Consider the following 22,033-nt stretch of genomic DNA (forward strand, 5'->3'; position numbering starts at 1 on the left):
TTGGTTCCTGTTCTGTTCGTTCGGAAGGTTTTCAAGCGGTGCGGCCCAGCCCGCCCGGGACGGATGGCCGGCGCAGGTCAAGGTGTTCGAGCACGTCGAGGGCAGCCGCGTGCTCGTTGAAGGTGTAGAGGTGGATGCCGGGGGCACCGGCTTCGAGCGCTGCGTTGGCGAGGTCCACCGTGGCCTGCACGCCGATGCGGCGGCGGGCGGCGTCGCTGTCGGCAGTTGCGAGGCGGTCCCGGAGCCTGTAGTCCATCTCGAGACCGGCCAGCTCGCTTGCGCGGTCCAGGCGACGGACGCTGGTGGGCGGCATGAGGCCCGGGATGATGGGGATTTCAACGCCGGCGCGCCTCGCTGCGGAGATCAGGCGCCGGAACTGGTCGGGGAAGAAGAACAGCTGGGTGATGGCGAAGTCAGCGCCGGCGGCCTGCTTGGCAAGGAGGGCTTCGACGTCGTGATCAAAGCTCGGCGACTCTGGATGCTTCGTGGCATAGGCGGCGACCCCGACGGCGAGACGGCCCGCGCACAGGTGCGCTGTACGTTTGCGTTCGGTTTCGCGCACCAACCGCACAAGGTCGCTGGCATAGGAGAGATCGCCCGGCGGGAGGGTCTTGTCTTTCGGGGCATCGCCTCGCAGCGCGAGGATCCCCCGTATGCCCCGGGTGATAAGTTCGTCCACCAGGTTTTCCAGGTTTTCCCGGGAGTGGCCCACGCACGTCAGGTGCGCAAGCGGACGGAGCGAGGTTTCCCCCAGCAGGCGGCCGAGGAGTTCGAAGGCGGTATCCCGGTTGGAGCCGGATGCACCGTAGGTGACTGACACGTAATCGGGGCTGGTCTGCTCGAGCTCCCGGATGGTACGCCAGAGCGTCTCTGAGGCGTTGGGGGTGCGCGGCGGCCACAGCTCGTAGGACAGCGCATGGTACGGCTCGAGCGATGGGGGGCCGACGGAATGGGCGGATTTGGACGGTGGGGACATTCGTATCCTCGGTCGTTAGGACATCCGTGCGCACCGCTTCGAGCGCGGCTACACCGGTATGTAATAAGGAAAGGGGACGCAGAAATAGCCCTGATCAGCGCGTAACACGCCAGGGAACTCCTGCGAAACAAATGTCAGGCCCACATGGGGGCACCCACACTCCCCTGAAGGGGAGTCGCTGACCCGTTACGGAAGTAACTTGGCGTTCACGTTACGGCACTGCCGCGCGGCCCATCAAGAATTGTTGCGCCCGTCCGCAACAATTCCGATGCCAACGAACGAGAACACACGGAACTCTCATTTTCGGTTGTCATACTGGGCGAATGCCAAGCATGCTTAGGAGTTCTACCGTGCGCACCCGTGCACAGCATCTCATCACACACGAACGTCTGCTGCTGGCAGTAAAAACGGCGCTTGCGGCGGCGATCGCCTGGTGGATCGCCCTGCATGTTCCGGGCGTCGCTGCACAGTACCCGTACTACGCGCCGCTGGGAGCAGTGGCCTGCATGTATCCGACCGTGGCCGGTTCAGCCCGTCAGGGCATGCAAACCCTGCTCGGGCTCGCCGTGGGATTCGCCCTGGCGATCCCGGTGATTCTCCTCTGGAGCGTATCCGTGTTGAGCGTCGCCGTCGTCGTCGGTGTGGGTGTGCTTGCGGCCGGACTACCGAAACTCGGTGCCGGCAGGGACTGGATCCCCATCGCCTCCCTCTTTGTCCTGCTCCTCGGCGGCGACGACCCCGAGGCATACTCCTTCGGGTACCTCATCCAGATGCTGGTGGGCGTGGTTGTGGGCCTTGCGGTCAACATGCTCGTCTTCCCACCCCTGCACCTCAATGGCGCCATTCGTGGCCTGGAGAACTTCCGCGGCACACTTGCGCGCCAGCTGTCCGACATGGCGGCAGCACTGGACGAGGCCTGGCCACCCGAACACGAGGAGTGGGCACAGCGCCAGAGCCGGCTGACGGAGCTTGGGCAGCAGGTGCGCTCCGCCGTACAGCTTGCGGACTCGAGCAGTCGCGGCAACGTACGACGACGGCGCCACGACCGCGACCTCAACGCCGACTATCACTCGCTTCAGGCGATGGAACGAATCGCTTTCCACCTGCAGGACATGACTGAGGTATTGGCTGGGGCGATCTGGCGTAGCCCCGAGGTCACTCCCCTTGCACCTGCCCTGGTCAAGCCGCTTGGGGATGCGATGAGCCGCACTGCCGAGGCCATCGAAGACTGGGACCCGGAGGGGCAGGCGATGACGGACGCCGAGACGACGCTCGAGGAATTGATGCGCAACATTGACACCGAGGCCGGCGCCCACAGCCGCGTGCAGGCGACAGCCAGCCTGGGGATGAGCCTGCGCCGCATCCTCCTCACGGCGCGGGCCGAATCGGGCAGGGCCGGCGAAGCCGCTCACAGCGCGTCCAAGTCCAACCAGTAGGGTGAAGGAATGGTTCGGGGACTCGCGGATATCGGCGCAGAGGGGGTGCTGCTCGCCGGTGCTGGCCGCGCAATCCTGCTGCAGTTGGCGAACCCGCCCATCGGCCGCGGCATTGCAGCTCACAGCGACTTCGCCGCCCGCCCACTGGACCGCCTCCGCGGCACGATGACGTACGTGTACGCCATCGTGTACGGGACCGAAGCCCAGCGGGCTGAAGTCCGGAGACGGGTCAATCGGGCGCATGCTCCGGTGCGCACAGCAGCAATCGGCGGCACTCCCGGCTACAGTGCCTACGACCCGGACCTGCAGCTCTGGGTGGTTGCCACGCTGTATGACACTGCTGTCACCGTGCATGAACGGGTGTACGGCCCGCTCGATGAGGATGCTGCCGACCTTGTCTATTCCGATTACGCGGCCATTGGCACGGCGCTGCAATTGCCTGCGGACCTGTGGCCACCGAACCGATCCGCTTTCGAGGACTACTTCAGGGCGGGGCTGACCGGGTTGAGCGTGGACCCGTCCGCGCGGAAACTGGCGCAGGACCTGCTTCATCCCGTGAGCGGACCGCGCTGGTTGCGCTTGTGCATGCCGTTGGCCCGTTTCCTCACTGCCGGCCTGCTGCCTCCTGGCGTACGGGAGGAGTTCCGGTTCGAATGGAGTAGCCGTCATGACCGGTGCTTCGATCTTCTGATGCGGATGACGGCCGTCGTCTACCCGCGGCTGCCGGAGCGGATGCGGCACGGTTTCAGGAACTACTGCCTCCGCCGGCTGGACCCCAAGGCGACGGCGTGAAGAAGTTCACCACCCTGGAGCAGCGGATCGATGACTGGGCGCACGGTTTCCTGGACCGGGCTCCGGCCAACGGTGGCCGTGCCAGGCTCGCGGAGTTCGTTGTCTTTGGACTCAAGCAGGGTTGGGCCTGCATCTTCGGAGCCGCCCTCCTCGTGCTTATTGTGGGTGCGCGGCTCTGGTATCCCGCGGACGCTGTGCTCGCCCGAAACGACTTCCTGACCATCGCCGCGATCATCATCCAGATACTGATGATCACCGCCAGGCTGGAGACGGCCCGCGAACTCCGCGTCATCATCCTGTTCCACCTTGTCGGGACCGTCATGGAACTCTTCAAGACAGACGTGGGCTCCTGGTCCTACGAGGCGGACGGCGTTCTGCGACTGGGAGCCGTGCCCCTGTTCAGCGGTTTCATGTACGCGGCAGTAGGTTCCTATATGGTGCGCGTATACCGGCTGTTCGACCTGAAGTTCACCCGGTATCCGCGCCGCTGGATCACTGCGATCGTCGCGGGCGGGATCTATACGAACTTCTTCACCCACCACTTCATCTTCGACGCCCGTTGGGTCCTGCTCACCGCGGTGTTGGTCATCTACGGTCCGTGCATCATGCACTTCCGCGTGTTCCGCAGGCACTATCGAATGCCGCTGATCCTGGCCTTCCTGCTTGTTGCCGCCTTCATCTGGCTGGCAGAGAACATCGGAACGTTGTCCGGTGCCTGGCTGTACCCGGATCAGGCGGACGGCTGGCATCCCGTCTCACCGGACAAGCTTGTTTCCTGGTTCCTGCTCATGATCATTTCCGTGGTACTCGTGGCCTGGGTTTACAAACCCCTGCCGCCCGATGCCCCCGCGAAGGCAGCGAACGCGCGTGACGGCGTCGTACGGTCGCCGTGAGCCCTGCCCTAGGCTTCGTCTTCGGGGTCAATGCGCACAACGTCCTCCACGATGCCCAGTGCGCTCAGCTGCTCCGACATGCCGGCGCCGTCCCGCGCGTAGATCCATGGGACCCCGGGCGTGGACCCCGTCGGGTGTGACTTCGACCGTCCACCGGCGAGAACCGCCTCACCGGCGGAAAGCTGGCGGATGGCGATCGCCGCGACATTGTCCGGGTGGTTGCGCGCGAATTCGGCGTAGATCGCCTCGTCGTGCTGGCCGTCGTCGCCGATCAGAAGCCACTTGACGTCGGGAAACTCCTTCGCCAGGCGCTCCAGCGACGAGCGTTTGTGCTCCTGGCCGCTACGGAACCAGCGGTCACGGGTGGGCCCCCAGTCCGTCAGCAGTTTCGGTCCGGCCGGATACAGGTTCCGGGACAGGAAGCGGGTCAGCGCAGGAGCTACATTCCAGGCGCCGGTGGACAGATACAGGACCGGCGCGTCGGGATTCTTCCGGACGATTCGCTCCATCAGGACCGACATGCCTGGAGTGGGGGTGCGGGCATGCTCGTCGAGAACGAAGGTGTTCCAGGCGGCGAGGAACGGCCGCGGGAGCGCAGTGACCATGACTGTGTCATCGATGTCTGACACAACACCGAACCTCACATCGTCCTCAACGACGCGCACCGGTGCGTCCGCCACCACGGAGTCGCCGGACCGCAGGCGTACGTTGTGCCACCCGGGTTCCAGGTCGGCTTCAATGTGGACATCGATCACCCCGCCGCGATCAGCATGCACGACGGCGCTGGAGCCGTTGAACTCCAGCGTCACCTCCGCATAGCGGACCGGAGCACTGGTGAAGTTCCGCCAGCCCCGCAGCCCTTCCTTCAGCGGCTTCATCATTTCCTTGCCCGCTATCGGCTTCAAATCGCGTGGGTTGGACAACACCACCCGGCCGAGGACCCGGATCCAGGTGGTGGTTCCGTAGCCGGTGTAGGGGATGATCGTTTCGACGCGTCCGCGCTGCTCCGCAATCCGGGTTTGGATTGAATGCCAGGTATCGCCGATCAGCAGGCCGAGGTGGGTGCGTTCCCGCACACCTTCCTTGGGAGACGGGGCGGATGAGCTTTCGGTTGCCATGCAAATAGTCTTTCACGGCCGGGTATCGACACGGGCACATGAGCTTCCCGATTGCTTGGGAGGGCCATCAGGCGTAAGCGCCGGCAGGCTCCGCGGACGGTTTCCAGACGGTCACAGTCTTGTGGCCGGGATTCAGGAAGGCGTGGTTTTGCGAGGTTACCGTTTCAGCGGTTTTGCTCTCCACAACCCAGGTCCGCTGGCAGTGGCGGCACCGCATCATTCCACTCATGATTTCCCCAACCTTCGCTTGCGAGTAAGTTGCCCGCTCACTAGTTTGTACCGAAATGCTCGAACCTTCAAGGGTTTTCTTCAATCGAGTGGATAAATTGCCGGCCATGCCTTGCCGCCTGTCGTGGCAGTATCTAAGGTGTGGCCGACCGACTGATGCTTCTGGATACTCCCTCCCTCTATTTCCGTGCCTTCTACGGGTTGCCGGACAGCCTGAAGGCGCCGGACGGTACGCCCGTGAATGCTGCGCGCGGCCTGCTCGACATGATCGCCCGGCTCGTCACCGACTACGAACCAACTCACCTGGTGGCGTGCTGGGACAACAATTGGCGGCCGGGGTGGCGCGTCGACTTGATTCCCACTTACAAGGAGCACCGTGTCGCGAAGGTCGTGAAAGGCGGCGTCGACGTGGAGGAGACCCCGCCCGGGCTGATCAGTCAACTCCCACTGATCCGGGAAGTGCTGGCCGCCCTCGGGATCCCGGTGATCGGCGCTGCCGACCACGAAGCCGACGACGTCATCGGCAGCCTCGCGAGCCAGTCGGACATCCCGGTTGACATAGTCACCGGAGACAGGGACCTCTTCCAACTGGTCGATGACGACAGTGGCGTGCGGGTGCTCTATACGGCACGCGGGATGAGCAAGCTTGAGTCCGTGACGGATGTGACGGTCGTAGGGAAGTACGGTGTTCTGCCCGGACAGTATGCGGATTTCGCTGCACTGCGGGGTGATACGTCCGACGGGCTGCCGGGGGTCTCCGGGATTGGTGAGAAGACTGCAGCGGGCCTGCTGAAGGAGTTCGTGGACCTGGACGGGATCATCGAGGCAAGTGTTGATGAGTCCGCGACCATGTCCGCGTCGATCCGACAGAAGCTCAGGGCTGCGGCGGACTACCTCACTGTGGCCCCCGTCGTCGTCGGGGTCGTAAGGGACCTGGACCTTGGGGCCCTTGAGTCCCGTATCCACCCCCTTGATGCCTCCGCTTACGGCGAGCTGAAGCGGCTAGCCGTCGAATGGAACCTCGGCGGCGCGGCTGACCGCGTCCTCAAGGCCTACAGGAATGATCCGTTGGTAGCGCCCTCCACCTGAGCGATTATTGGCTCGGCATCGCTGTGACAACGACATTCCTGCCCCAAAGATCCTCGGTATAGCAGCTGATCAGGACCAGCCGGTGCGGTGAAATCGCCCAGATATCGCTGCTGCGCAGCGTGTCCTTGTCATGGGTGGTGACCGAATCCACCGTGTATTCGACCGTCCCGGCCTCAGTGCGCACAGTGATGGTGTCGCCGACGGCCGCCTGCGTGCTCAAGCTGTTCATCGGCGCAGCCTGATCGTTCCAACTGTGCCCCGTGAGGTACGTAGTGTCATCCGAACCCTCCCCCGGCGCACCAAACGGTGTGAGCCAATAGAGGTCCTTGGTGAGCGGAGGGACAAGCGACTGGCTCTCGACCTCGGCCGGTGATGGCGTCAGGGGCGTGATGGCCATATCGATTCCTGCTGCCGGGTAGGTCAACCAGGTCGGTGCGCCCGCCTGCGCCTCTGCTTCCGGCTGTTCGGAGGGTACGCCAGTCGGTGTCGCTGATGGCGCGGGAGCCTGCGCCGCAAGGCCAGGTTCGCCAGGTTCCTCACTCGCCTCAAGTGAGACGACCCCGGTTGGATCATCTGGCGACAGTGCGTCCGCAGCGCGTTCTGATGGCAGCCCGAGGAACAGCACCGAAAGGCTGAGCGCCGCCACCAGAAAAGCGACGACGACGACAATCACCCACGCGCCCTTCCGGGCGGAGATTCTACTTACTGTGGTGGCTTCCTGATCCATGCGTGCCTCTTCGCTTGTCAATCCGCAAAAGCTAAGGTGCGGACGCAGGGCTACTGCGTCCGCACCCTGACCGCTATGCCTGGTTGGAGGACTTCCGGGAATGCATCCGGAGAGCCGCCGCGCTCAGCAGTACCCCGACTCCTGCTATGCCGGCAAGCCCTGCGAGGTTGGCAGGCTCAGCTGTCGTAGACGCGGCCGCTGTCTGGATATTCATCCCGCGGTTGCTTGACCGGTAGGTTCCACCCGCAGCGGTGACTTTGTCATCGTCGTCATTGTAGGAGGACCCTCCGCCACCGGCCCCATCCCCGTCGTGGTCGTCGTCGTCATCCGACCCGTCAACGTTGACATCGGAGCCGTCCACGTTGACGTCGACAATGATGTCGATGTCGATGCCGGCGTCCGCTCCGCTGCACGCAGCGATCGCCGCCGCGAAGAGTGCTTCGAGTTCGGCGTCGTCAACGTCGATGTCCCCGACGATGATCCGGAGATCATCGAGCAGGCCCAGGGCGATGTCCAGGTCCAGCTGGGCTGCGAGGATCTCGTCGAGGTTGAGGTTCAGTGCGGCGTCCAAAGCAGCCTGGAGATCCAGGATGTCGAGCTCGAGCTGGGCCAAAACGTCCAAGGCGGCATCGAGATCAACCAGCGCCTGCAGCTCATCAGCCGTCAACAGTGCGCCCAGGTCTGCAGCAAGGATCGCATCCAGGTCGCCGCTTTGCAGGAGCGAAATGTCAGCTTCAAGACCGGCGACGACAGCCTCCGCATCGGCAAGCACGTCCAGCGCAACGTCGAGTTGGGCCTCCAGGGCCGGCAGAAGCGGGCTCCCCGGAAGGAGCGCGTCGATTTGGGCCTGCAATCCAGCAACAACCCCTGCTGCCAGTGCCTCGTCGGACTCCGCGTCGCCGAGATCAACCAAGAGCTCCGCCAGCAATCCGTCAAGGATTACCTCGACGTCCGCCTGAAGGCCATCGACGGTCAGCTGTGCGTCCGCGAGAAGCTGCAAAGCGGCGTCAAGCTCGGCCTGCGCAGCTTCCACAGCCAGGGCCACTTCCAGCTCAAGTCCATCCAGCACTGCCTGTGCATCCAGAACCGCCTGAAGTGCTATCCCCAACTGTGCGACAACTTCGGCGCTCAGGTCAGCGTCGGCAAGCGCGGCCTCGAACTGTGCCTGCGCTGACAGGCATTCGGGGGAATCGATGTCCGCCTGCGCCGGAGCAGCGGCCAGGAAGAAGCTCCCCGAGGTAAGCGCGGCCGTGGCACCGACAGCGAGCAATTTTTTGCGACTATTCATGTCCAACTCCACCTCATAAAAAGACCCTGGTCCCCCAGGGGGTGCGCAATTCCCTAGTGTGTTGCGCCTCCTCTAGCCCATGTCACACAGCCGATCGGACTCATGGAAGGCCCGATAGGCCCGTGAATGGTGATCCTTTCGTTACGAAGCATGCTTAGAAAGTCCTGTAGATTGGCTGAAAGTCACTGGGGGGTGACCAATGAGGCATATGGGGGCACGTAGACGTGAATCTCAATAGCTCGGACGCGAGCCAATTGACTGTCCATGTTGCTGGCGGGGACTACCTGAGCGGGCTCGGGCTGGTTCAACTGCTCAGCACATCCACCTTCGTCGAGCTGACCGGCTATAGCAGCCGCGGCCGCGACGCCGTGGTCAGCGCGCGCGAGGAAAGCCCGGACATCCTTCTTCTTGACTCGCAAATCACCGACCATGGGGCTCTTGAGGCGATTCCGGAAGTTCGGCGGGTCGCCCCGTCGGTCAAGGTTGTCGTGTTGGCGCCGCGCTCGGACCGAACGGTCGACCAGATGGAAGCCGCGCTCCTGGCAGGCGCATGCAGCTTCCTGGTCCGGGACTTCACTCTTGAGGACATTGCGGCTGCGTTGCGTATCGCCCACCGTGGGGGCTTCGTCGCGGGAGTCTTCCCCCGCCGGAAGGCCGCAGAATCCACCAGCGGGGCCGATTCCGCCGTGCTTGCCCGGTTACAGCTGCTCAATACCAGGGACCAACGAATCGTGCGGGCGCTCGCAAAGGGCCGGACCAACGCCCAGATCTCACGCGAGGTGCATCTGAGCGAGACCGCCATCAAGGCCCGGCTCACCCGTGTGATTCATCAACTCGGCGTCGAGAACCGTGTGCAGCTCGCCGTCGCCGCTGTCCAGGCCGGCCTCTAGCACGGACCTTTTCGAGGGTACGAGCTAAGTGGATTGGTCCCGCAGCATCGCACAATAGAAGCCCGTCTCTGCCCTGTCCAGAGCCAGCAGTGATTGTGAATGATTAATTCAGCGCTTTCGCGCTCACCATTGACAAGTATTCGGATTCCGGTCTTTTATGTGTCAACCGGTTCGGCGATGTTCTGGTCGTTGGGGAGTTGCCGGTTCACTCATCACTCGCATTTTCAAAGGAGAACACATGCGGTCTCGATTTCTACCGCTGGCAACGGCGGGCGCCTTGCTGGTGGGCGCCGTTACAATGAACAGTCCGGCCCTCGCCGTCAATCAGACGGACGACCTGAAGAATTCCGGCACTACCGACCTGATTGCACCAAACACCACGACTCCTAACGCGGACCCCAGTCCTCATCTACCGCCCGGCAAGAAGCGCTTCCTAGAGCGGCCGCAACCTGCCGCTCAGGCCCTGGATAAGCTGGCGTTGTCATTGCCTGAAGTGGCGAAGCTGAATGGGCAGTCCGTCGCCCAGCTGCGCAGCTTGGCAGAGTCCGATGAAACCCTGTGGCTCGACCAGAGCGGACAGGCGCTCTACGTCGAACCTGCCATACCGAAAGATCAGCAAGACCAGGCAGGCTCGGATCACGGCCACGAGCATGGGAACAAGCATAGGCACGACGTCGACGATGCTTCAGTCGCAGCACTCAGCGCAGCACCCGCTGACGCATTCAATCTGAGCAGCCTTCCGGGCGCACAGCGAACGATCTACCTCGACTTCAACGGACATCAGGTTACGGGAACAGCATTCAACAACAGCTATAACAACGGCAATCCTTACTTCGCAGACGCCTATGACACTGACGGGAGCCCAAGTTCCTTCAGCACCTCCGAGCGCGAAACGATAGTCAAAGTGTGGGAGGTCGTGGCGGAGGATTACGCCGCCCTGAACATCAATGTCACCACGAAGGAACCGGAACAGTCCGCTATCACGCGCAGCAGCTCGACGGACTCCATCTATGGCACCCGAGTGGTGTTGAGTCCGACAAGTTACGGTGGGTCGACCTGCAGTTGCGGAGGCGTCGCCTACCTGGGAGTGTTCGACTCAACGGGCTCGAGTCACGAGTATTACCAGCCTGCATGGGCCTTCACGCGCGGTGTGGGCACAGGGTGGAAGAACCTCTCCGAGGTTGCCTCCCACGAAGCGGGCCATAACCTCGGCCTTAACCACGATGGGACCTCAGCGACAGGCTACTACGGCGGACATGGCGCTTGGGCTCCGATCATGGGCGTCGGGTACAACAAGGCGATCACTCACTGGAGCAAGGGTGAATACGCCGATGCCAATGAATCGCAGGACGATTTCGCGGTCATGGCGAGTAACGGCGCCCCTCTTCGCTCCGACGATCACGGCAACCTGATCAGCGCCGCCACGGCGATGACGGGCAGCGCTGAAGGCATCATCCACGATGCAGGTGACAACGATACGTATTCGGTAGCCCACGATGGTGGCGATCTGACCATATCGGTCGACGTAAATCCCGTCAGTGCGAATCTCGATGTGCGACTGGAACTGTATAACAGCGCAGGCACCCTGCTCCAGACCGCCAACCCTTCGTCGGGACAGTCCAGTGGATCCGTTTCCTTCGGCTTGGACGCCACACTCACGCGTTCTCTTCCGGCCGGCACCTACTACCCACGGGTCAGGGGCACCGGTTTCGGGGACCCGCGGACCACCGGCTATTCGGGCTACGGCAGTGTGGGCGCGTACACGATTTCAGCCACCGGTGGTGACGGTCCGCAGGCCGGGGACACTGTGAGCCTTGTTGCCCAGCACAGTGACAAATGCATGACCGTGGCTGGCGGCAGCACCTCCAGCGGTGCTCTGGTTGAGCAGTCCACCTGCTCCGGTGTGTCCAGTCAGGAGTTCGAACTGGTCGACGCAGGCAACGGTGCATTCAACCTCGTAGCGCAGCACAGCAACCGGTGCGTTGATGTCTCAGGAGCAAGCACAACCAACAGTGCGGATATCCTGCAGTGGTCGTGCTCCTCCGGATCAAACCAGAAGTTCTCACTGGTCGACACCGGAGGCGGATACCAGGTTGTTGCCCAACACAGCCAGAAATGTCTCGATGTTTCCGGTGCCAGTAGCGCCGATGGCGCGAAGGTCATTCAGTGGACCTGCAGCTCAGGAGCCAACCAGCGATGGGATCTAGTGCCCGCCTGATCCCACCCCCGGCACGAACAAAAGCACCCCGGTTCCTGGAACCGGGGTGCTTTTATATGGTGGAGCTGAGGGGACTCGAACCCCTGACCCCCTGCATGCCATGCAGGTGCGCTACCAGCTGCGCCACAGCCCCAAAATCAGTTCTCACATCGTCCCTTGAGCGGCCGAAGCAACTTGTTCAGTGTAGTAAATTTTCGAGCCGCCGCAAAATCGGCAAACGGCGCTTTTCTAGCCTTCCAGGGGTGTGGAGGGCATCGACGCCAACCCGACATTGTGTTCGGTCAACTGCCATCGTGGAGCTCCGGTGCACGCGGTATTGAGCTCCTCAAGTACAGTCCAGTGGCAGTTTGCCACCCCGCTGAGCGAGCCCCAGATTTCCGGTGCAATGCCCATGAGCGCGGCAACCCCGGAACGGATGGCACCACCGTGGCTCACAATGACAGCCGTCTGGCCGGATTCGAGGCGGGACGCGGCGTCGTTAACGCCTTCGGTCATGCGCGTGCCGACCTCGACCCGGCTCTCCCCACCGCCTGCACCGATTGTGGGATCGCCCTCGTGCCAGAGGTGCTGCTCTTCCGGAAAGCGCCGACTGATCTCATCGAACGCAAGCCCCTGCCACCGGCCAGCATACGTTTCCCTGAACCTGGCATCAGTCTCAACGGACAGTCCGGTGACAGCGCCCAACTCAGCCGCGGTGTCGAAGGCGCGGCTCAGATCCGAGGAAACGATGAATGACGGGGAGAAATGCTTCAGCTCAACGGCAGCCTCAGCCGCTTGCCTGCGTCCGAGGTCATCGAGCGGGATGTCTTCCTGACCCTGAAACAACCGCCGGGCGTTCCATTCCGTGCGTCCGTGCCTCCAAAAGATGATTCGCCGTGCTGTTGGCCTTGAGTCCCCGGCTGCCGTGTCGGCAGTCTGTGGATTCACTCAGTCTCTCCGGCGCCGGTACGCACCGCGTCGTCAAGCTGGAGGTCCACGGCCGGACAATCGCCCCACAACCGCTCAAGCGCGTAGAACACGCGGTCCTCCTGGTGCTGCACATGGATAACCACTTCGGCGTAGTCGAGCAGCACCCAACGCCCTTCGCTTCGCCCTTCCCGGCGGACCGGCTTGAGGTCCTGCTTGGCCAGTTCCTCCTCGATGCCGTCAACGATGGCGTTCACCTGCCGCTCACTCGGCGCCGAGGCGACGAGAAATACGTCTGTGATAGCGAGGCGCTCACTGACGTCCATAGCCACGATGTCCTGGGCGATTTTTTCCGACGCCGCACGTGCCGCGGTGCGGGCAATCGCGATGGACGTTTCCGATGCGCTCACTGATCTCCTAAAGTGTGGTCAGCCGCCAAAGCCGCCAACAATCATCATGATTCCGGTAATGAGCGCCAAGGCGCCCAAACCGACAACTGAATACTGCACTATCCGCATGCGTTGCACACGTGCCAGGCCAGCGGTCATTGCATCCAGCGGCTCAAGGCCGTAGGCGCTGCGGGCGCGGATGGGTGTTGCGCCGTCGGATCCTGGCCGACGCTGCTCACGGACCATCGCCTCCGCCTGGGCAAGCACTCGCGACCGGCCTGCGGAATCGGGAGAGAGAGCCGACAACGGCTCCTGGCTGGGCACGGCCGGGGCGGTGACAACCGGTTGGACCTCGCGCTCATCCGGGGCGGAATTCTTCGGCATGACGGCGGGAGCCACCGTTCCGCGGGGCGCTTCGCGAAGCTTCGGCATGGCACCGGTGACCACTGGGATGTGCGAGGTTGAGGGTGCCGGCGAGGACGGATCCTCCGACAGCGGACCGCGCGCGAACTCCACCGGAGAAACGATCGACAGGTTGTGCGCCGTTGTGGGGTCATTCAGCACCGGCTTGCGCTGCCGGTTCTCCTGCGTAAGCTGCTGAATCTTCTGCGCACGGGTGTTGAGGATCGCCGCCCGTTCGGCCAGCGCCTTCTGTTGGGCGAGTATCTCGAGATCCACGGAGAACGGGTCGTCCTTCGCCGCCGCTTCCATCATCGCGACCTGGTTCTGGGCCTGCCCGATGATCGCCTGGCGCGCAGCCAGCGCCTGTTCGACCGTCATCTCGCCACGTTCACCCGCATCGGTGTCCGGCGGACCTACGGCGGTAGGAGCCTCGGAGGGAGACGCATGCTGATCTTGTGCACGGGCAGCTGCCTGCTGCTGCAGACGAAGCTGGCGCCGGGTGGGAACGTTCTGCTCCCGCTCCTGCTGCTGGTCGGCCAGGGCCCGATAGCTACGCAGGGTTTCACGGTTGCGGGCACGTGCCTGGGACACACGTTCCCCCGGTTGCGTTGGTGACGGCGCGTCCACGGGCGCATTCGCTGCCCGACGGCTTCGGCGCTCTGTTGTTGGGCCTACCGATCCCGAAGCGCTGCCCGAATCGGAAGAACCACGCGATTCCGGCCCCCGCGCTTCCTGGGGATGCGACTGATCCTCGGCAGGCCTCTCGCGCGATTGCCGGAGGGACCGCCGGCTTCGTGCGGCCTCGTGACCATTGCTCATTACTTCTTCACCCGATGGTTGTCATGTTGTTGGGGACTTACCAATTTGGAACGAATCCTCCGAGACGGATCCCTCTTTCCGGTACAGCCCGTGCTTGGCGATGTACTGGACCACGCCATCCGGTACCAAGTACCACACCGGCTCGCCCGCGGAGACCCGCCTGCGGCAGTCTGTCGAGGAGATCGCCATTGCAGGAACCTCCATGAGGCTGACATCCTTGCCTCGACTGCTCAACTCGTGACCTGGCCTGGTGACCCCCACGAAATGGGCCAGGGACCACAGCTCCTCGGCGTTCTTCCACGACAGGATCTGCGCCATAGCGTCCGCTCCCGTGATGAAGAAAAGCTCCGCTTCCGGACGTGTCGCCCGAAGGTCCCGGAGGGTGTCGATCGTATAGGTTGGCCCCGGACGATCGATGTCCACCCTGCTCACCGTGAAACTCGGGTTCGATGCCGTGGCGACCACGGTCATGAGATAACGGTGCTCCGCCGGACTGACCTCTTTGGCGTCCTTCTGCCAGGGCTGCCCTGTGGGCACAAACACAACCTCATCCAGATTGAATGCGGCCGCCACCTCGCTTGCTGCGACCAGGTGTCCGTGGTGTATGGGATCGAACGTTCCACCCATGACACCCAAACGCCAGTGGGAAGACCCCTCGCGCGCCGGGGCGTTCGGGCTGATCCCATGCCCGGCGGTGGTCTCGGAAGGAACAGTCAAGGAAATCAGTGCTGCGAGGTTTCGCCGTGATCGTGCTTGTTCGGGTGCTGGCGATGCGGGTCGGCGTGCTCTTCAACGGCCTCGTGACGATGGCCCAGGCTCGTGAAGGCGATGGTTGCGAACATCAGCAGTAGAAGCGCACCCATGATGAGACCGCCGTACGCGATGGCCGGCATGGGAAGCTCTGTGTGGTGTTCAGCGGTCTCGCCTGCAACGACTGCGACGTTGAGGATGGTCAGCATTCTTCTCCCCTTGGGAATGATAGATGGGCCCGCCTACCGGGCGCGGGCCAGCGCTTGGTTCCCTACTATGGTACGCGCTAACTTTCCGGCGCTCGAACCGTGAACGCCCCGCCCGGCAGGCCGGCGGCTACCGGCGGATGTGACCGTCGCCCTGGATGATCCACTTGGTGGTGGTCAGTTCACGTAGGCCCATCGGCCCGCGTGCGTGCATTTTCTGTGTGGAGATTCCCACTTCGGCACCGAGTCCCAACTCGCCGCCGTCGGTAAATCGTGTGGAGGCGTTCACAATGACCGCAGCTGAATCAACCCCCGCAATGAACTGTTCCGAGCGGGCCAGGTTGTTGGTGATGATGGCTTCGGTGTGGCCGCTGCTCCAGGTTCTGATGTGCTCAAGCGCACCATCCACGGAGTCGACCATTGCCACCGCGATATCCAGGTCCATGTACTCACGCGCCCAGTCGTCGTCGTTGGCTTCTTCCGCGCTCACGCCGTCGGGCAGGACTTCCTGGATCCGTGCGTCTGCATGAATCCGCACCCCCGCCTCCGCCAGGGCCTTGAGTACAGCAGGGACTGCCTTTGCATCCTTATGAACCAGGAGCGTCTCGACCGTATTGCAGACACTGGGACGCTGCGTCTTGGCGTTGAGGAGGATCTCAACTGCCATCTCCTCGTCAGCGCCTTCATCGAGGTAGATGTGGACGTTGCCTTCCCCCGTTTCGATAACGGGAACCGCGGCATTGGTGACCACGGTCTGGATGAGGTCGTGGCCCCCGCGCGGGATCAGGACATCCACCCGGCCGCGTGCCTTCATCAGGACGTTTGCTCCCTCCCGCCCGTACTCGTCGACGGTCTGCACGGCGTCGGCCGGCAGTCCGGTGCGGTCAAGGGCGTCACGGATGATCCCAAGCAGCGCGGCATTGGTATTCGCGGCAGCGCTTCCACCCCGAAGGATTACAGCGTTGCCGCTCTTCAGTGCCAGTCCGGCGATATCTACGGTGACGTTTGGACGCGCCTCATAGATCGCCGCGACTACGCCGAGGGGTACGTGTACCTGGCGCAGGCGGACGCCGTTCGGCAGCGTCTGTCCACGGGCCACAGTTCCCACGGGATCCGGCAGACCGGCAAGGTTGTCCAGGGCAGCGGCGAGGCCCGCGATCCGTTCCTCAGTGAGGCTTAGCCGGTCAAGCAGGGCCTTCGATGTGCCATTCGCTTCTCCGGCCTTGAGGTCCAACTCATTTGCCCTGAGAATGACGTCCCGGCGGGCTACCAAAGCTTCGCCGATTGCCTGCAATGCCTTGTCCTTATGGGCACGGTTTGCCCGCGCTATCAGCCGTGACGCAGTCCTGGCGCGATCCGCGACGGCGTGCACTGCCTGCTCAACGTTTCCGGCTGGTTCCGGCTGCTTCGAGGAAGCGGTGTCGGTGATGGTCGGATGGGCAGTCTGCTGTGTTGTCACGTCAGTCATCAGGCAATTCTACCGAGCGGCGCCCCGGAACCCCAGCGGGCTCAGGACGGCGCAACAGTGTTCAGGACCACTAGGTCGTTCACGTGGACTACCGACCGCTCGTATTCCCTACCCAGTTCGCGGGCAAGTTCACGCGTGGATCTGCCAAGCATCCGGGGCAGTTCGAAGGAACTGTAATTGACCAGTCCGCGCCCGATCGGAGCGCCGTTACGGTCCACCATCTCCACCGGATCTCCTGCCTCGAATTCACCTCTGACCGAGATGATACCGGCGGGCAGTAGCGATCGCCGTCGCTCCCCCACAGCCTTCGCTGCGCCGTCGTCGAGCGTAAGCGTCCCCTGGATGCGCGCAAGGTGAGCGAGCCACAGGAGACGGATCGGCTGACGGCGACCGGCTGTGCTGAACCAGGTGCCGACGTCTTCCCCTGCCAGTGCCGGCCCAGCGTTTGCCGCGGAAGTCACCAGGGCCGGAATGCCGGAGGCGGCCGCGATGGTCGCCGCCTCGACCTTCGTGACCATGCCGCCGGTACCGACGCCGGCTTTACCCGTCCGGCCGATGCTCACGCCTTCCAGGTCTTCGGGACCACGGACTTCCGGGATCCGCTTGGCGCCTTCCTTGGGCGGTCCGTCATACAGTGAGTCGACGTCGGACAGCAGAACCAGCGCATCAGCCTTCACCAGGTGTGCAACGAGCGCCGCCAGCCGGTCGTTGTCCCCGAATCGGATCTCCGAACTGGCGACGGTGTCGTTTTCGTTCACAATGGGGACGACGCCGAAGTTCAGCAGCCGCTCCATGGCACGGTGGGCGTTCGCATAGTGGCTTCGCCGCATCAGGTCATCCAGGGTCAGAAGCACCTGGCTCACGGTCACGCCGTGCGCACCGAACGCGTGGGTGTAACGGGCCATCAGGAGCCCCTGGCCAACGCTTGCCGCGGCCTGCTGGGACGAGAGCTGGTTGGGCCGCCTGGCCAGGCCGAGGGGCGCCAGGCCCGCCGCGATCGCCCCGGACGAGACGAGGATGACTTCCGTGCCTTCGTTGTGGCGCGCGGCAAGCACATCAGAGAGTGCAAACAGCGCTTCGTCGGAGAGTCCTCCGGAGAGTGAAGTGAGGGAGGACGAACCTACTTTGACAACAATTCTCTTGGCTTTGGCCAGTCCGGATCGGGTCTTGAGAGAGCGCTTTGCGGTCATCTATTCCTTCTGTCGGGTTCTTGCTTTCAGGTTTCGGCTGATTCGCGCGCCTGTCAGTCTTCGTCGGCAGGAGCGTCCTTGTCGGCCGATGCTGCGGCGGTGCGGGAGTGCTTGTAGTTGACCGATTCGGTCCAGATTCCGGCTTTCCGCTCGGCTTCGAGTTCGTCGCGGGCCGCTGCGCGCGCGTCCTTGCGGCTCTGGTAATCATCACGTTTCGCTTCGCGCGTTGGACGCACGAACTCCGCGAGACGGAGGTCAGTTCCGCGCGGTGAAGCCAGGAGTTCAGCCCCGCCCATCATGGTTGGCTCCCAGTCGAAGACGACGCCGTCACCCTCGCCGATCACCACCGTGTCCCCCGGCTTGGCTCCGCTCTTGAAGAGCTGTTCCTCGACGCCCAATTTAGCGAGCCGGTCGGCAAGATAGCCAACGGCTTCGTCATTTGTGAAGTCGGTCTGCTTCACCCAACGCTCAGGTTTCTCGCCCAATACACGGAAGAGAGGTTCCAGGTTCTTTTCCTCACGCCGGATGGTGAAACCCTTTTCGTTGACTGCGCGGGGACGCAGCACGGGAGGAACGACGACGGGCGGCAAGGCTTCGAGCTTTTCCCGGGCGTCGCGCACGATCTCAGCCATGGCAAAGCCAAGTTGGCGCAGTCCCTCATGGCTGGACGCTGAAACCTCGAACACGCGGTAACCCCGGGACTCCAGTTCCGGGCGAACAAACTGTGCCATGTCGCGCCCGTCAGGGACGTCCACCTTGTTCAGTGCTACTAGGCGCGGACGTTCGTTCAACGGGATAACTTCCCCGCCGGGGCCGGCGTAGCTCATGTCCACCGCGTAACGCTCCAGTTCGCGTTCGATGATCTCCAGGTCGCTGAGTGGATCCCGCTCCGATTCGAGCGTGGCGCAGTCGAGGACGTGCACCAGGGCAGCGCAGCGTTCCACGTGCCGGAGGAAGTCGTGGCCGAGCCCCCTGCCCTCGCTGGCGCCCTCGATCAGGCCGGGTACGTCGGCGATGGTGAACCGCACCTCGCCGGCCTCAACTACACCCAGATTCGGCCGAAGCGTGGTGAAGGGGTAATCGGCGATCTTCGGACGGGCAGCCGACATAGCGGCGATCAGGCTCGATTTTCCGGCCGATGGGAATCCAACGAGGGCGATGTCTGCGATGGATTTGAGCTCCAGGACAACGTCCCGTGCATCACCGGGAATGCCAAGCAGTGCGAATCCCGGTGCCTTTCGCTTCTGGGAGGAAAGCGAAGAGTTCCCGAGACCCCCCTGTCCGCCGGCGGCTGCAACGTATTCGGTCCCCGCCCCGACCAGGTCTGCGAGGACTTCGCCGTCGCGCGTCTTGACCACGGTGCCGTCCGGCACGGGAAGGATCAGCGTTTCGCCCCTCCGGCCTTCGCGCCAGTCGCCCATTCCGTTGCCGCCGTTGGTGGCATGGCGGTGCGGTGCGTGGTGATAGTCGAGGAGGGTGGTGGTCTGCGGATCCACGCGGAGGATCACCCCACCGCCGTCGCCGCCGTTACCGCCGTCGGGACCGCCCAGTGGCTTGAATTTCTCCCGCTTGACCGAGACGCAGCCATGTCCGCCGGTACCGCCGGAGACATGCAGAACCACCCGGTCAACGAAGCTTGCCACGGTGTACTCCTCTTGAAAATGTCACATCGATGCCGATTCTATCCGGCTTAAAAGAAGGTGGGGCGAGCCTTGCTGGCTCACCCCACCGATAAATCTGAGCTGGTGCTCACGCGCGGTGTGCGGTTGCGGGTACTACTCCGCTGCCGCACCCACGATGTTGACGACGCGGCGCCCGCGGCGGGTACCGAATTCAACGGCTCCGGCCTCGAGGGCGAACAGCGTGTCATCCCCGCCGCGTCCAACGTTGGCGCCGGGGTGGAAGTGGGTTCCGCGCTGGCGGACGATGATTTCGCCTGCCTTGACGACCTGACCGCCGAAGCGCTTCACGCCGAGGTACTGGGCGTTGGAGTCGCGACCGTTGCGAGTGGAGCTCGCACCCTTCTTGTGTGCCATCTGTTATGCCTGCCTTCTACTAAAACTGAAAACCAGTGGATGAGTAACCGGTAACGGCTACTTGATCCCCGTGATCTTGACCTTGGTGAGTTCTGAACGGTGGCCCTGGCGCTTCTTGTAGCCGGTCTTGTTTTTGAACTTCTGGATGACAATCTTGGGACCGCGGAGATTCTCCACGATCTCGGCAGTAACAGTGACCTTTGCAAGGTCTTTTGCTGCTGACGTTACCTTTTCGCCGTCGACCAGAAGGAGAGCAGGCAGCTGGAAGCTGGTGCCGGCCTCACCGGGGACGCGGTCAAGGGTAACGAGGTCTCCCACGGAAACCTTTTCTTGGCGGCCGCCTGCGCGGACAATCGCGTACACCACTTGGGAACTCACTTCTCTCGACGATCAAAACTGTTTGCATACTGTCTCCGGGACCGTACGCTGAAAATGAGCGTAGCCGGAGGTGCTTGTGCACTTGCGGTGTCCTGGCGCCCGGAAATAGTCATACGAGGGCGCCTGCACCGAAGATCAAGATTACGGCAATTTCGCGGATTCCCGCAAATCAAGGCGAGTCGGCGCGTCGAAGAACTCGTGCTCGTACCAGGCGGAGGCTTCGAAAGCGGCCAGCATGGCACGCCGATCGAGCCCGGAAGCACCGGCGAAGGCCGCATCCGCGTAGGCGATTGCCTGCGATGTGGCCTCGGCAAAAGCCGGGTCGGCGTAGGTTTCCATCCAGGTTGCGTAGGCGTGCTCCCGCCCGGCTCCCGCCGCAGTCCATTGCGCGTGGAGCGTATTGCCCACGTGCGCATACAGCCAGTAGCAGGGAAGCACAGCGGCGACCACAACCGGGTAGCTCCCATTGACGGATGCCGCGAGGAGGTGGTCTACATACGCCTTGGTGACCGGGCCCTGTTCGGGCATGGTCTCGCTACCGGCCAGCCAGGTCCGGTGCAGCTCGGACTCCACTTCAAGGCAGTTCTTCGCCCCGCTTGCCCAGAACAGTTGCTCGGCCTCGGTGGGAGCGAGGGAGCTGGCGCGGGCTAATACCCGCGAATAGTCCCGCAAATACAGCGCATCCTGCGCGAGGTAGTAGGCGAACTGGTCCGCAGGCAGCGTTCCGTCTCCCAGCGATGTCACGAACCCCAGCGTCCCGATGGCCGCGCGGTGTTGCGCGGTGAGCTCCCAGGCCCGCTCACTGAAGGGTCTGGGATCGGTTGTCTCAGGGGCCCCCATTGCGTGGAAGTGGTGAATCGGCCCGTTGCCCTGGCCTACCTCGAGCTCGTCCGCGTGTTCCAGGGCACCGCGTAGCCAGTCCTTCACCAGGACAAGCGACTTGTGCCAATCCTGGGTACGAACCTGTACGGTCGCCAGCGCGGCGGACAGGGAGCAGCCGGTGCCGTGGGTGTTCCGCGTTGCCACCCGGGGACCGCCAACCTCCGTCACCAGCGGCGGGCCGTCCGAGGGCTCTACCAGTGCGTCCGGACAGTCCGAACCCCCAAGGTGTCCACCCTTCACCAGCACAACCGTGCCCGTGGCGGCAGCAAGCCGTTTTCCCTGCTCGAGTGCGTTTTCCCACGTTGTCGCGACCGGTTCGCTCAGCAGCACCGCGAGCTCAGGAACATTCGGCGTTACCAGCGCAGCAAGCGGCACCAACGCCCGCAGCGCGTCTTCCGCGTCAGTGGCCAACAGCCGGTCACCGCTGGTAGCGACCATGACTGGGTCAAGAACGACGACGGCGCTTCCCGCCCGCGGCAACCACTCCCGGACTGTCTGGATGGTTTGTGTGTCCCCCAGCATGCCGATTTTGACGGCATCGATCACGACGTCGTCACTGACCGCAGTGAGCTGCTCACGAAGGAACGACGACGGCGGGGTGTGCACACAGCGGACGCCCCGGGTGTTCTGCGCCACGAGGGAAGTGACGGCCGCCATGCCGTACCCGCCGTGGGCGCCGATGCTCTTGAGGTCCGCCTGGATCCCTGCACCGCCGGTGGGATCGGTACCCGCGATGCTGAGCACCCGGGGAACGGTCCGTACCCCGGGCACGGTGGACTGAAAATCTTCTGTGTGCTGCACGAGCGTGCGAATACTCATTCGCGACATCCCTCCGCTAGGCCAAGGACCACCGGACGGCGGCCATCTCTAGATCAGGTTCAACGCGTTTCATCTCAGCCGGCAGATGCCGGCACCGCGTGTCACTGCGTCTACCCTACCGCAGGCTGGAGGG

The 22,033-nt window shown here is 63.4% G+C and carries 21 protein-coding genes, 1 tRNA gene and 1 riboswitch; of the genes, 6 read left to right on the forward strand and 16 right to left on the reverse strand.

Features of this window, described 5'->3' with window-relative positions:
* Window positions 1-31: 31 nt before the first annotated feature.
* A complete protein-coding gene (locus ACX80C_RS01580) occupies window positions 32-976 on the reverse strand; it encodes a methylenetetrahydrofolate reductase (RefSeq protein WP_459324468.1) in 945 nt (314 codons plus the stop codon).
* A 350-nt stretch (window positions 977-1,326) separates the two neighbouring features.
* Here ACX80C_RS01580 and ACX80C_RS01585 point away from each other — a divergent pair, with 350 nt between their 5' ends.
* The 3 genes from ACX80C_RS01585 to ACX80C_RS01595 are packed head-to-tail and all read left to right on the forward strand — an operon-like array spanning window position 1,327 to window position 4,097.
* A complete protein-coding gene (locus ACX80C_RS01585; protein ID WP_459324469.1) occupies window positions 1,327-2,412 on the forward strand; it encodes an aromatic acid exporter family protein in 1,086 nt (361 codons plus the stop codon).
* Window positions 2,413-2,421: 9 nt separating this feature from the next.
* Window positions 2,422-3,204 (forward strand): oxygenase MpaB family protein, encoded by a 783-nt coding sequence (locus ACX80C_RS01590; RefSeq protein ID WP_459324470.1) that lies wholly within the window; start codon window positions 2,422-2,424, stop codon window positions 3,202-3,204.
* Window positions 3,201-4,097, forward strand: coding sequence for a DUF817 domain-containing protein (locus tag ACX80C_RS01595; protein ID WP_459324471.1), 897 nt, complete (start codon window positions 3,201-3,203; stop codon window positions 4,095-4,097). Before ACX80C_RS01590 ends, ACX80C_RS01595 begins: the two co-directional genes overlap by 4 nt.
* 8 nt (window positions 4,098-4,105) lie before the next feature.
* On the opposite strand, the gene ACX80C_RS01600 is transcribed toward ACX80C_RS01595, so the two are convergent.
* Complete coding sequence (locus ACX80C_RS01600) at window positions 4,106-5,215, reverse strand: App1 family protein (RefSeq protein WP_459324472.1); 1,110 nt, start codon at window positions 5,213-5,215, stop codon at window positions 4,106-4,108.
* A 369-nt stretch (window positions 5,216-5,584) separates the two neighbouring features.
* Between ACX80C_RS01600 and ACX80C_RS01605 the strand changes: the two genes are divergently transcribed.
* Complete coding sequence (locus ACX80C_RS01605) at window positions 5,585-6,532, forward strand: 5'-3' exonuclease (RefSeq protein WP_459324473.1); 948 nt, start codon at window positions 5,585-5,587, stop codon at window positions 6,530-6,532.
* 4 nt (window positions 6,533-6,536) lie between these two features.
* On the opposite strand, the gene ACX80C_RS01610 is transcribed toward ACX80C_RS01605, so the two are convergent.
* Together ACX80C_RS01610 and ACX80C_RS01615 are read right to left on the reverse strand one after the other, a co-directional pair.
* Window positions 6,537-7,259: a class F sortase gene (locus ACX80C_RS01610; RefSeq protein ID WP_459324474.1), complete on the reverse strand. Its 723-nt coding sequence runs from the start codon at window positions 7,257-7,259 to the stop codon at window positions 6,537-6,539.
* 73 nt (window positions 7,260-7,332) lie between these two features.
* Window positions 7,333-8,547, reverse strand: coding sequence for a hypothetical protein (locus ACX80C_RS01615; RefSeq protein WP_459324475.1), 1,215 nt, complete (start codon window positions 8,545-8,547; stop codon window positions 7,333-7,335).
* A 224-nt stretch (window positions 8,548-8,771) separates the two neighbouring features.
* Between ACX80C_RS01615 and ACX80C_RS01620 the strand changes: the two genes are divergently transcribed.
* Both ACX80C_RS01620 and ACX80C_RS01625 read left to right on the forward strand, forming a co-directional pair.
* Window positions 8,772-9,437 (forward strand): LuxR C-terminal-related transcriptional regulator, encoded by a 666-nt coding sequence (locus ACX80C_RS01620; RefSeq protein WP_459324476.1) that lies wholly within the window; start codon window positions 8,772-8,774, stop codon window positions 9,435-9,437.
* Window positions 9,438-9,675: 238 nt separating this feature from the next.
* The gene (locus ACX80C_RS01625) at window positions 9,676-11,655 is read left to right on the forward strand and encodes an RICIN domain-containing protein (protein WP_459324477.1); all 1,980 of its coding nucleotides are present in this window, start codon (window positions 9,676-9,678) and stop codon (window positions 11,653-11,655) included.
* 57 nt (window positions 11,656-11,712) lie between these two features.
* On the opposite strand, the gene ACX80C_RS01630 is transcribed toward ACX80C_RS01625, so the two are convergent.
* The 12 genes from ACX80C_RS01630 to ACX80C_RS01685 form a co-directional block, all read right to left on the reverse strand.
* Window positions 11,713-11,788: transfer RNA gene (locus ACX80C_RS01630), tRNA-Ala, on the reverse strand.
* Between the two features lie 95 nt (window positions 11,789-11,883).
* Window positions 11,884-12,582 carry a histidine phosphatase family protein gene (locus ACX80C_RS01635; RefSeq protein WP_459324478.1) on the reverse strand — a complete coding sequence of 233 codons (699 nt, stop codon included), beginning with the start codon at window positions 12,580-12,582 and terminating at the stop codon, window positions 11,884-11,886.
* Window positions 12,579-12,971, reverse strand: coding sequence for a ribosome silencing factor (gene rsfS, locus ACX80C_RS01640; RefSeq protein WP_459324479.1), 393 nt, complete (start codon window positions 12,969-12,971; stop codon window positions 12,579-12,581). Before rsfS ends, ACX80C_RS01635 begins: the two co-directional genes overlap by 4 nt.
* An 18-nt stretch (window positions 12,972-12,989) precedes the next feature.
* Entirely contained in the window at window positions 12,990-13,943 is a 954-nt protein-coding gene (locus tag ACX80C_RS01645; protein ID WP_459324480.1) for a hypothetical protein, read from the reverse strand.
* A 249-nt stretch (window positions 13,944-14,192) separates the two neighbouring features.
* A complete protein-coding gene (gene nadD, locus ACX80C_RS01650) occupies window positions 14,193-14,852 on the reverse strand; it encodes a nicotinate-nucleotide adenylyltransferase (RefSeq protein ID WP_459324623.1) in 660 nt (219 codons plus the stop codon).
* A 41-nt stretch (window positions 14,853-14,893) separates the two neighbouring features.
* The gene (locus ACX80C_RS01655) at window positions 14,894-15,130 is read right to left on the reverse strand and encodes a hypothetical protein (RefSeq protein ID WP_459324481.1); all 237 of its coding nucleotides are present in this window, start codon (window positions 15,128-15,130) and stop codon (window positions 14,894-14,896) included.
* Window positions 15,131-15,257: 127 nt separating this feature from the next.
* A complete protein-coding gene (locus ACX80C_RS01660) occupies window positions 15,258-16,595 on the reverse strand; it encodes a glutamate-5-semialdehyde dehydrogenase (RefSeq protein WP_459324482.1) in 1,338 nt (445 codons plus the stop codon).
* A gap of 41 nt (window positions 16,596-16,636) precedes the next feature.
* Window positions 16,637-17,785: a glutamate 5-kinase gene (gene proB, locus ACX80C_RS01665; protein ID WP_459324483.1), complete on the reverse strand. Its 1,149-nt coding sequence runs from the start codon at window positions 17,783-17,785 to the stop codon at window positions 16,637-16,639.
* 53 nt (window positions 17,786-17,838) lie between these two features.
* On the reverse strand, window positions 17,839-19,428 hold the full coding sequence (gene obgE, locus ACX80C_RS01670; RefSeq protein ID WP_459324484.1) for a GTPase ObgE: 1,590 nt from the start codon (window positions 19,426-19,428) through the stop codon (window positions 17,839-17,841).
* Between the two features lie 132 nt (window positions 19,429-19,560).
* Complete coding sequence (rpmA, locus tag ACX80C_RS01675; RefSeq protein ID WP_026545518.1) at window positions 19,561-19,821, reverse strand: 50S ribosomal protein L27; 261 nt, start codon at window positions 19,819-19,821, stop codon at window positions 19,561-19,563.
* Window positions 19,822-19,878: 57 nt separating this feature from the next.
* Entirely contained in the window at window positions 19,879-20,187 is a 309-nt protein-coding gene (gene rplU, locus ACX80C_RS01680) for a 50S ribosomal protein L21 (RefSeq protein ID WP_459324624.1), read from the reverse strand.
* A 153-nt stretch (window positions 20,188-20,340) separates the two neighbouring features.
* Window positions 20,341-21,900, reverse strand: a complete 1,560-nt coding sequence (locus tag ACX80C_RS01685; RefSeq protein WP_459324485.1) for a bifunctional hydroxymethylpyrimidine kinase/phosphomethylpyrimidine kinase — start codon at window positions 21,898-21,900, stop codon at window positions 20,341-20,343.
* Window positions 21,892-22,009, reverse strand: a riboswitch (TPP riboswitch). It overlaps the preceding gene by 9 nt.
* Between the last annotated feature and the right edge of the window lie 24 nt (window positions 22,010-22,033).

Source organism: Arthrobacter tecti (assembly GCF_054511355.1).

What these genes read in the sequence shown, in the direction of transcription:
- ACX80C_RS01655 (WP_459324481.1), bottom strand. Translation starts at nt 15,130, where the DNA reads ATGCTGACCATCCTCAACGTCGCAGTCGTTGCAGGCGAGACCGCTGAA.
- ACX80C_RS01660 (WP_459324482.1), bottom strand. Translation starts at nt 16,595, where the DNA reads ATGACTGACGTGACAACACAGCAGACTGCCCATCCGACCATCACCGAC.
- ACX80C_RS01610 (WP_459324474.1), bottom strand. Translation starts at nt 7,259, where the DNA reads ATGGATCAGGAAGCCACCACAGTAAGTAGAATCTCCGCCCGGAAGGGC.
- ACX80C_RS01600 (WP_459324472.1), bottom strand. Translation starts at nt 5,215, where the DNA reads ATGGCAACCGAAAGCTCATCCGCCCCGTCTCCCAAGGAAGGTGTGCGG.
- ACX80C_RS01625 (WP_459324477.1), top strand. Translation starts at nt 9,676, where the DNA reads ATGCGGTCTCGATTTCTACCGCTGGCAACGGCGGGCGCCTTGCTGGTG.
- proB (WP_459324483.1), bottom strand. Translation starts at nt 17,785, where the DNA reads ATGACCGCAAAGCGCTCTCTCAAGACCCGATCCGGACTGGCCAAAGCC.
- ACX80C_RS01580 (WP_459324468.1), bottom strand. Translation starts at nt 976, where the DNA reads ATGTCCCCACCGTCCAAATCCGCCCATTCCGTCGGCCCCCCATCGCTC.
- ACX80C_RS01590 (WP_459324470.1), top strand. Translation starts at nt 2,422, where the DNA reads ATGGTTCGGGGACTCGCGGATATCGGCGCAGAGGGGGTGCTGCTCGCC.
- ACX80C_RS01615 (WP_459324475.1), bottom strand. Translation starts at nt 8,547, where the DNA reads ATGAATAGTCGCAAAAAATTGCTCGCTGTCGGTGCCACGGCCGCGCTT.
- rpmA (WP_026545518.1), bottom strand. Translation starts at nt 19,821, where the DNA reads ATGGCACACAAGAAGGGTGCGAGCTCCACTCGCAACGGTCGCGACTCC.
- ACX80C_RS01685 (WP_459324485.1), bottom strand. Translation starts at nt 21,900, where the DNA reads ATGAGTATTCGCACGCTCGTGCAGCACACAGAAGATTTTCAGTCCACC.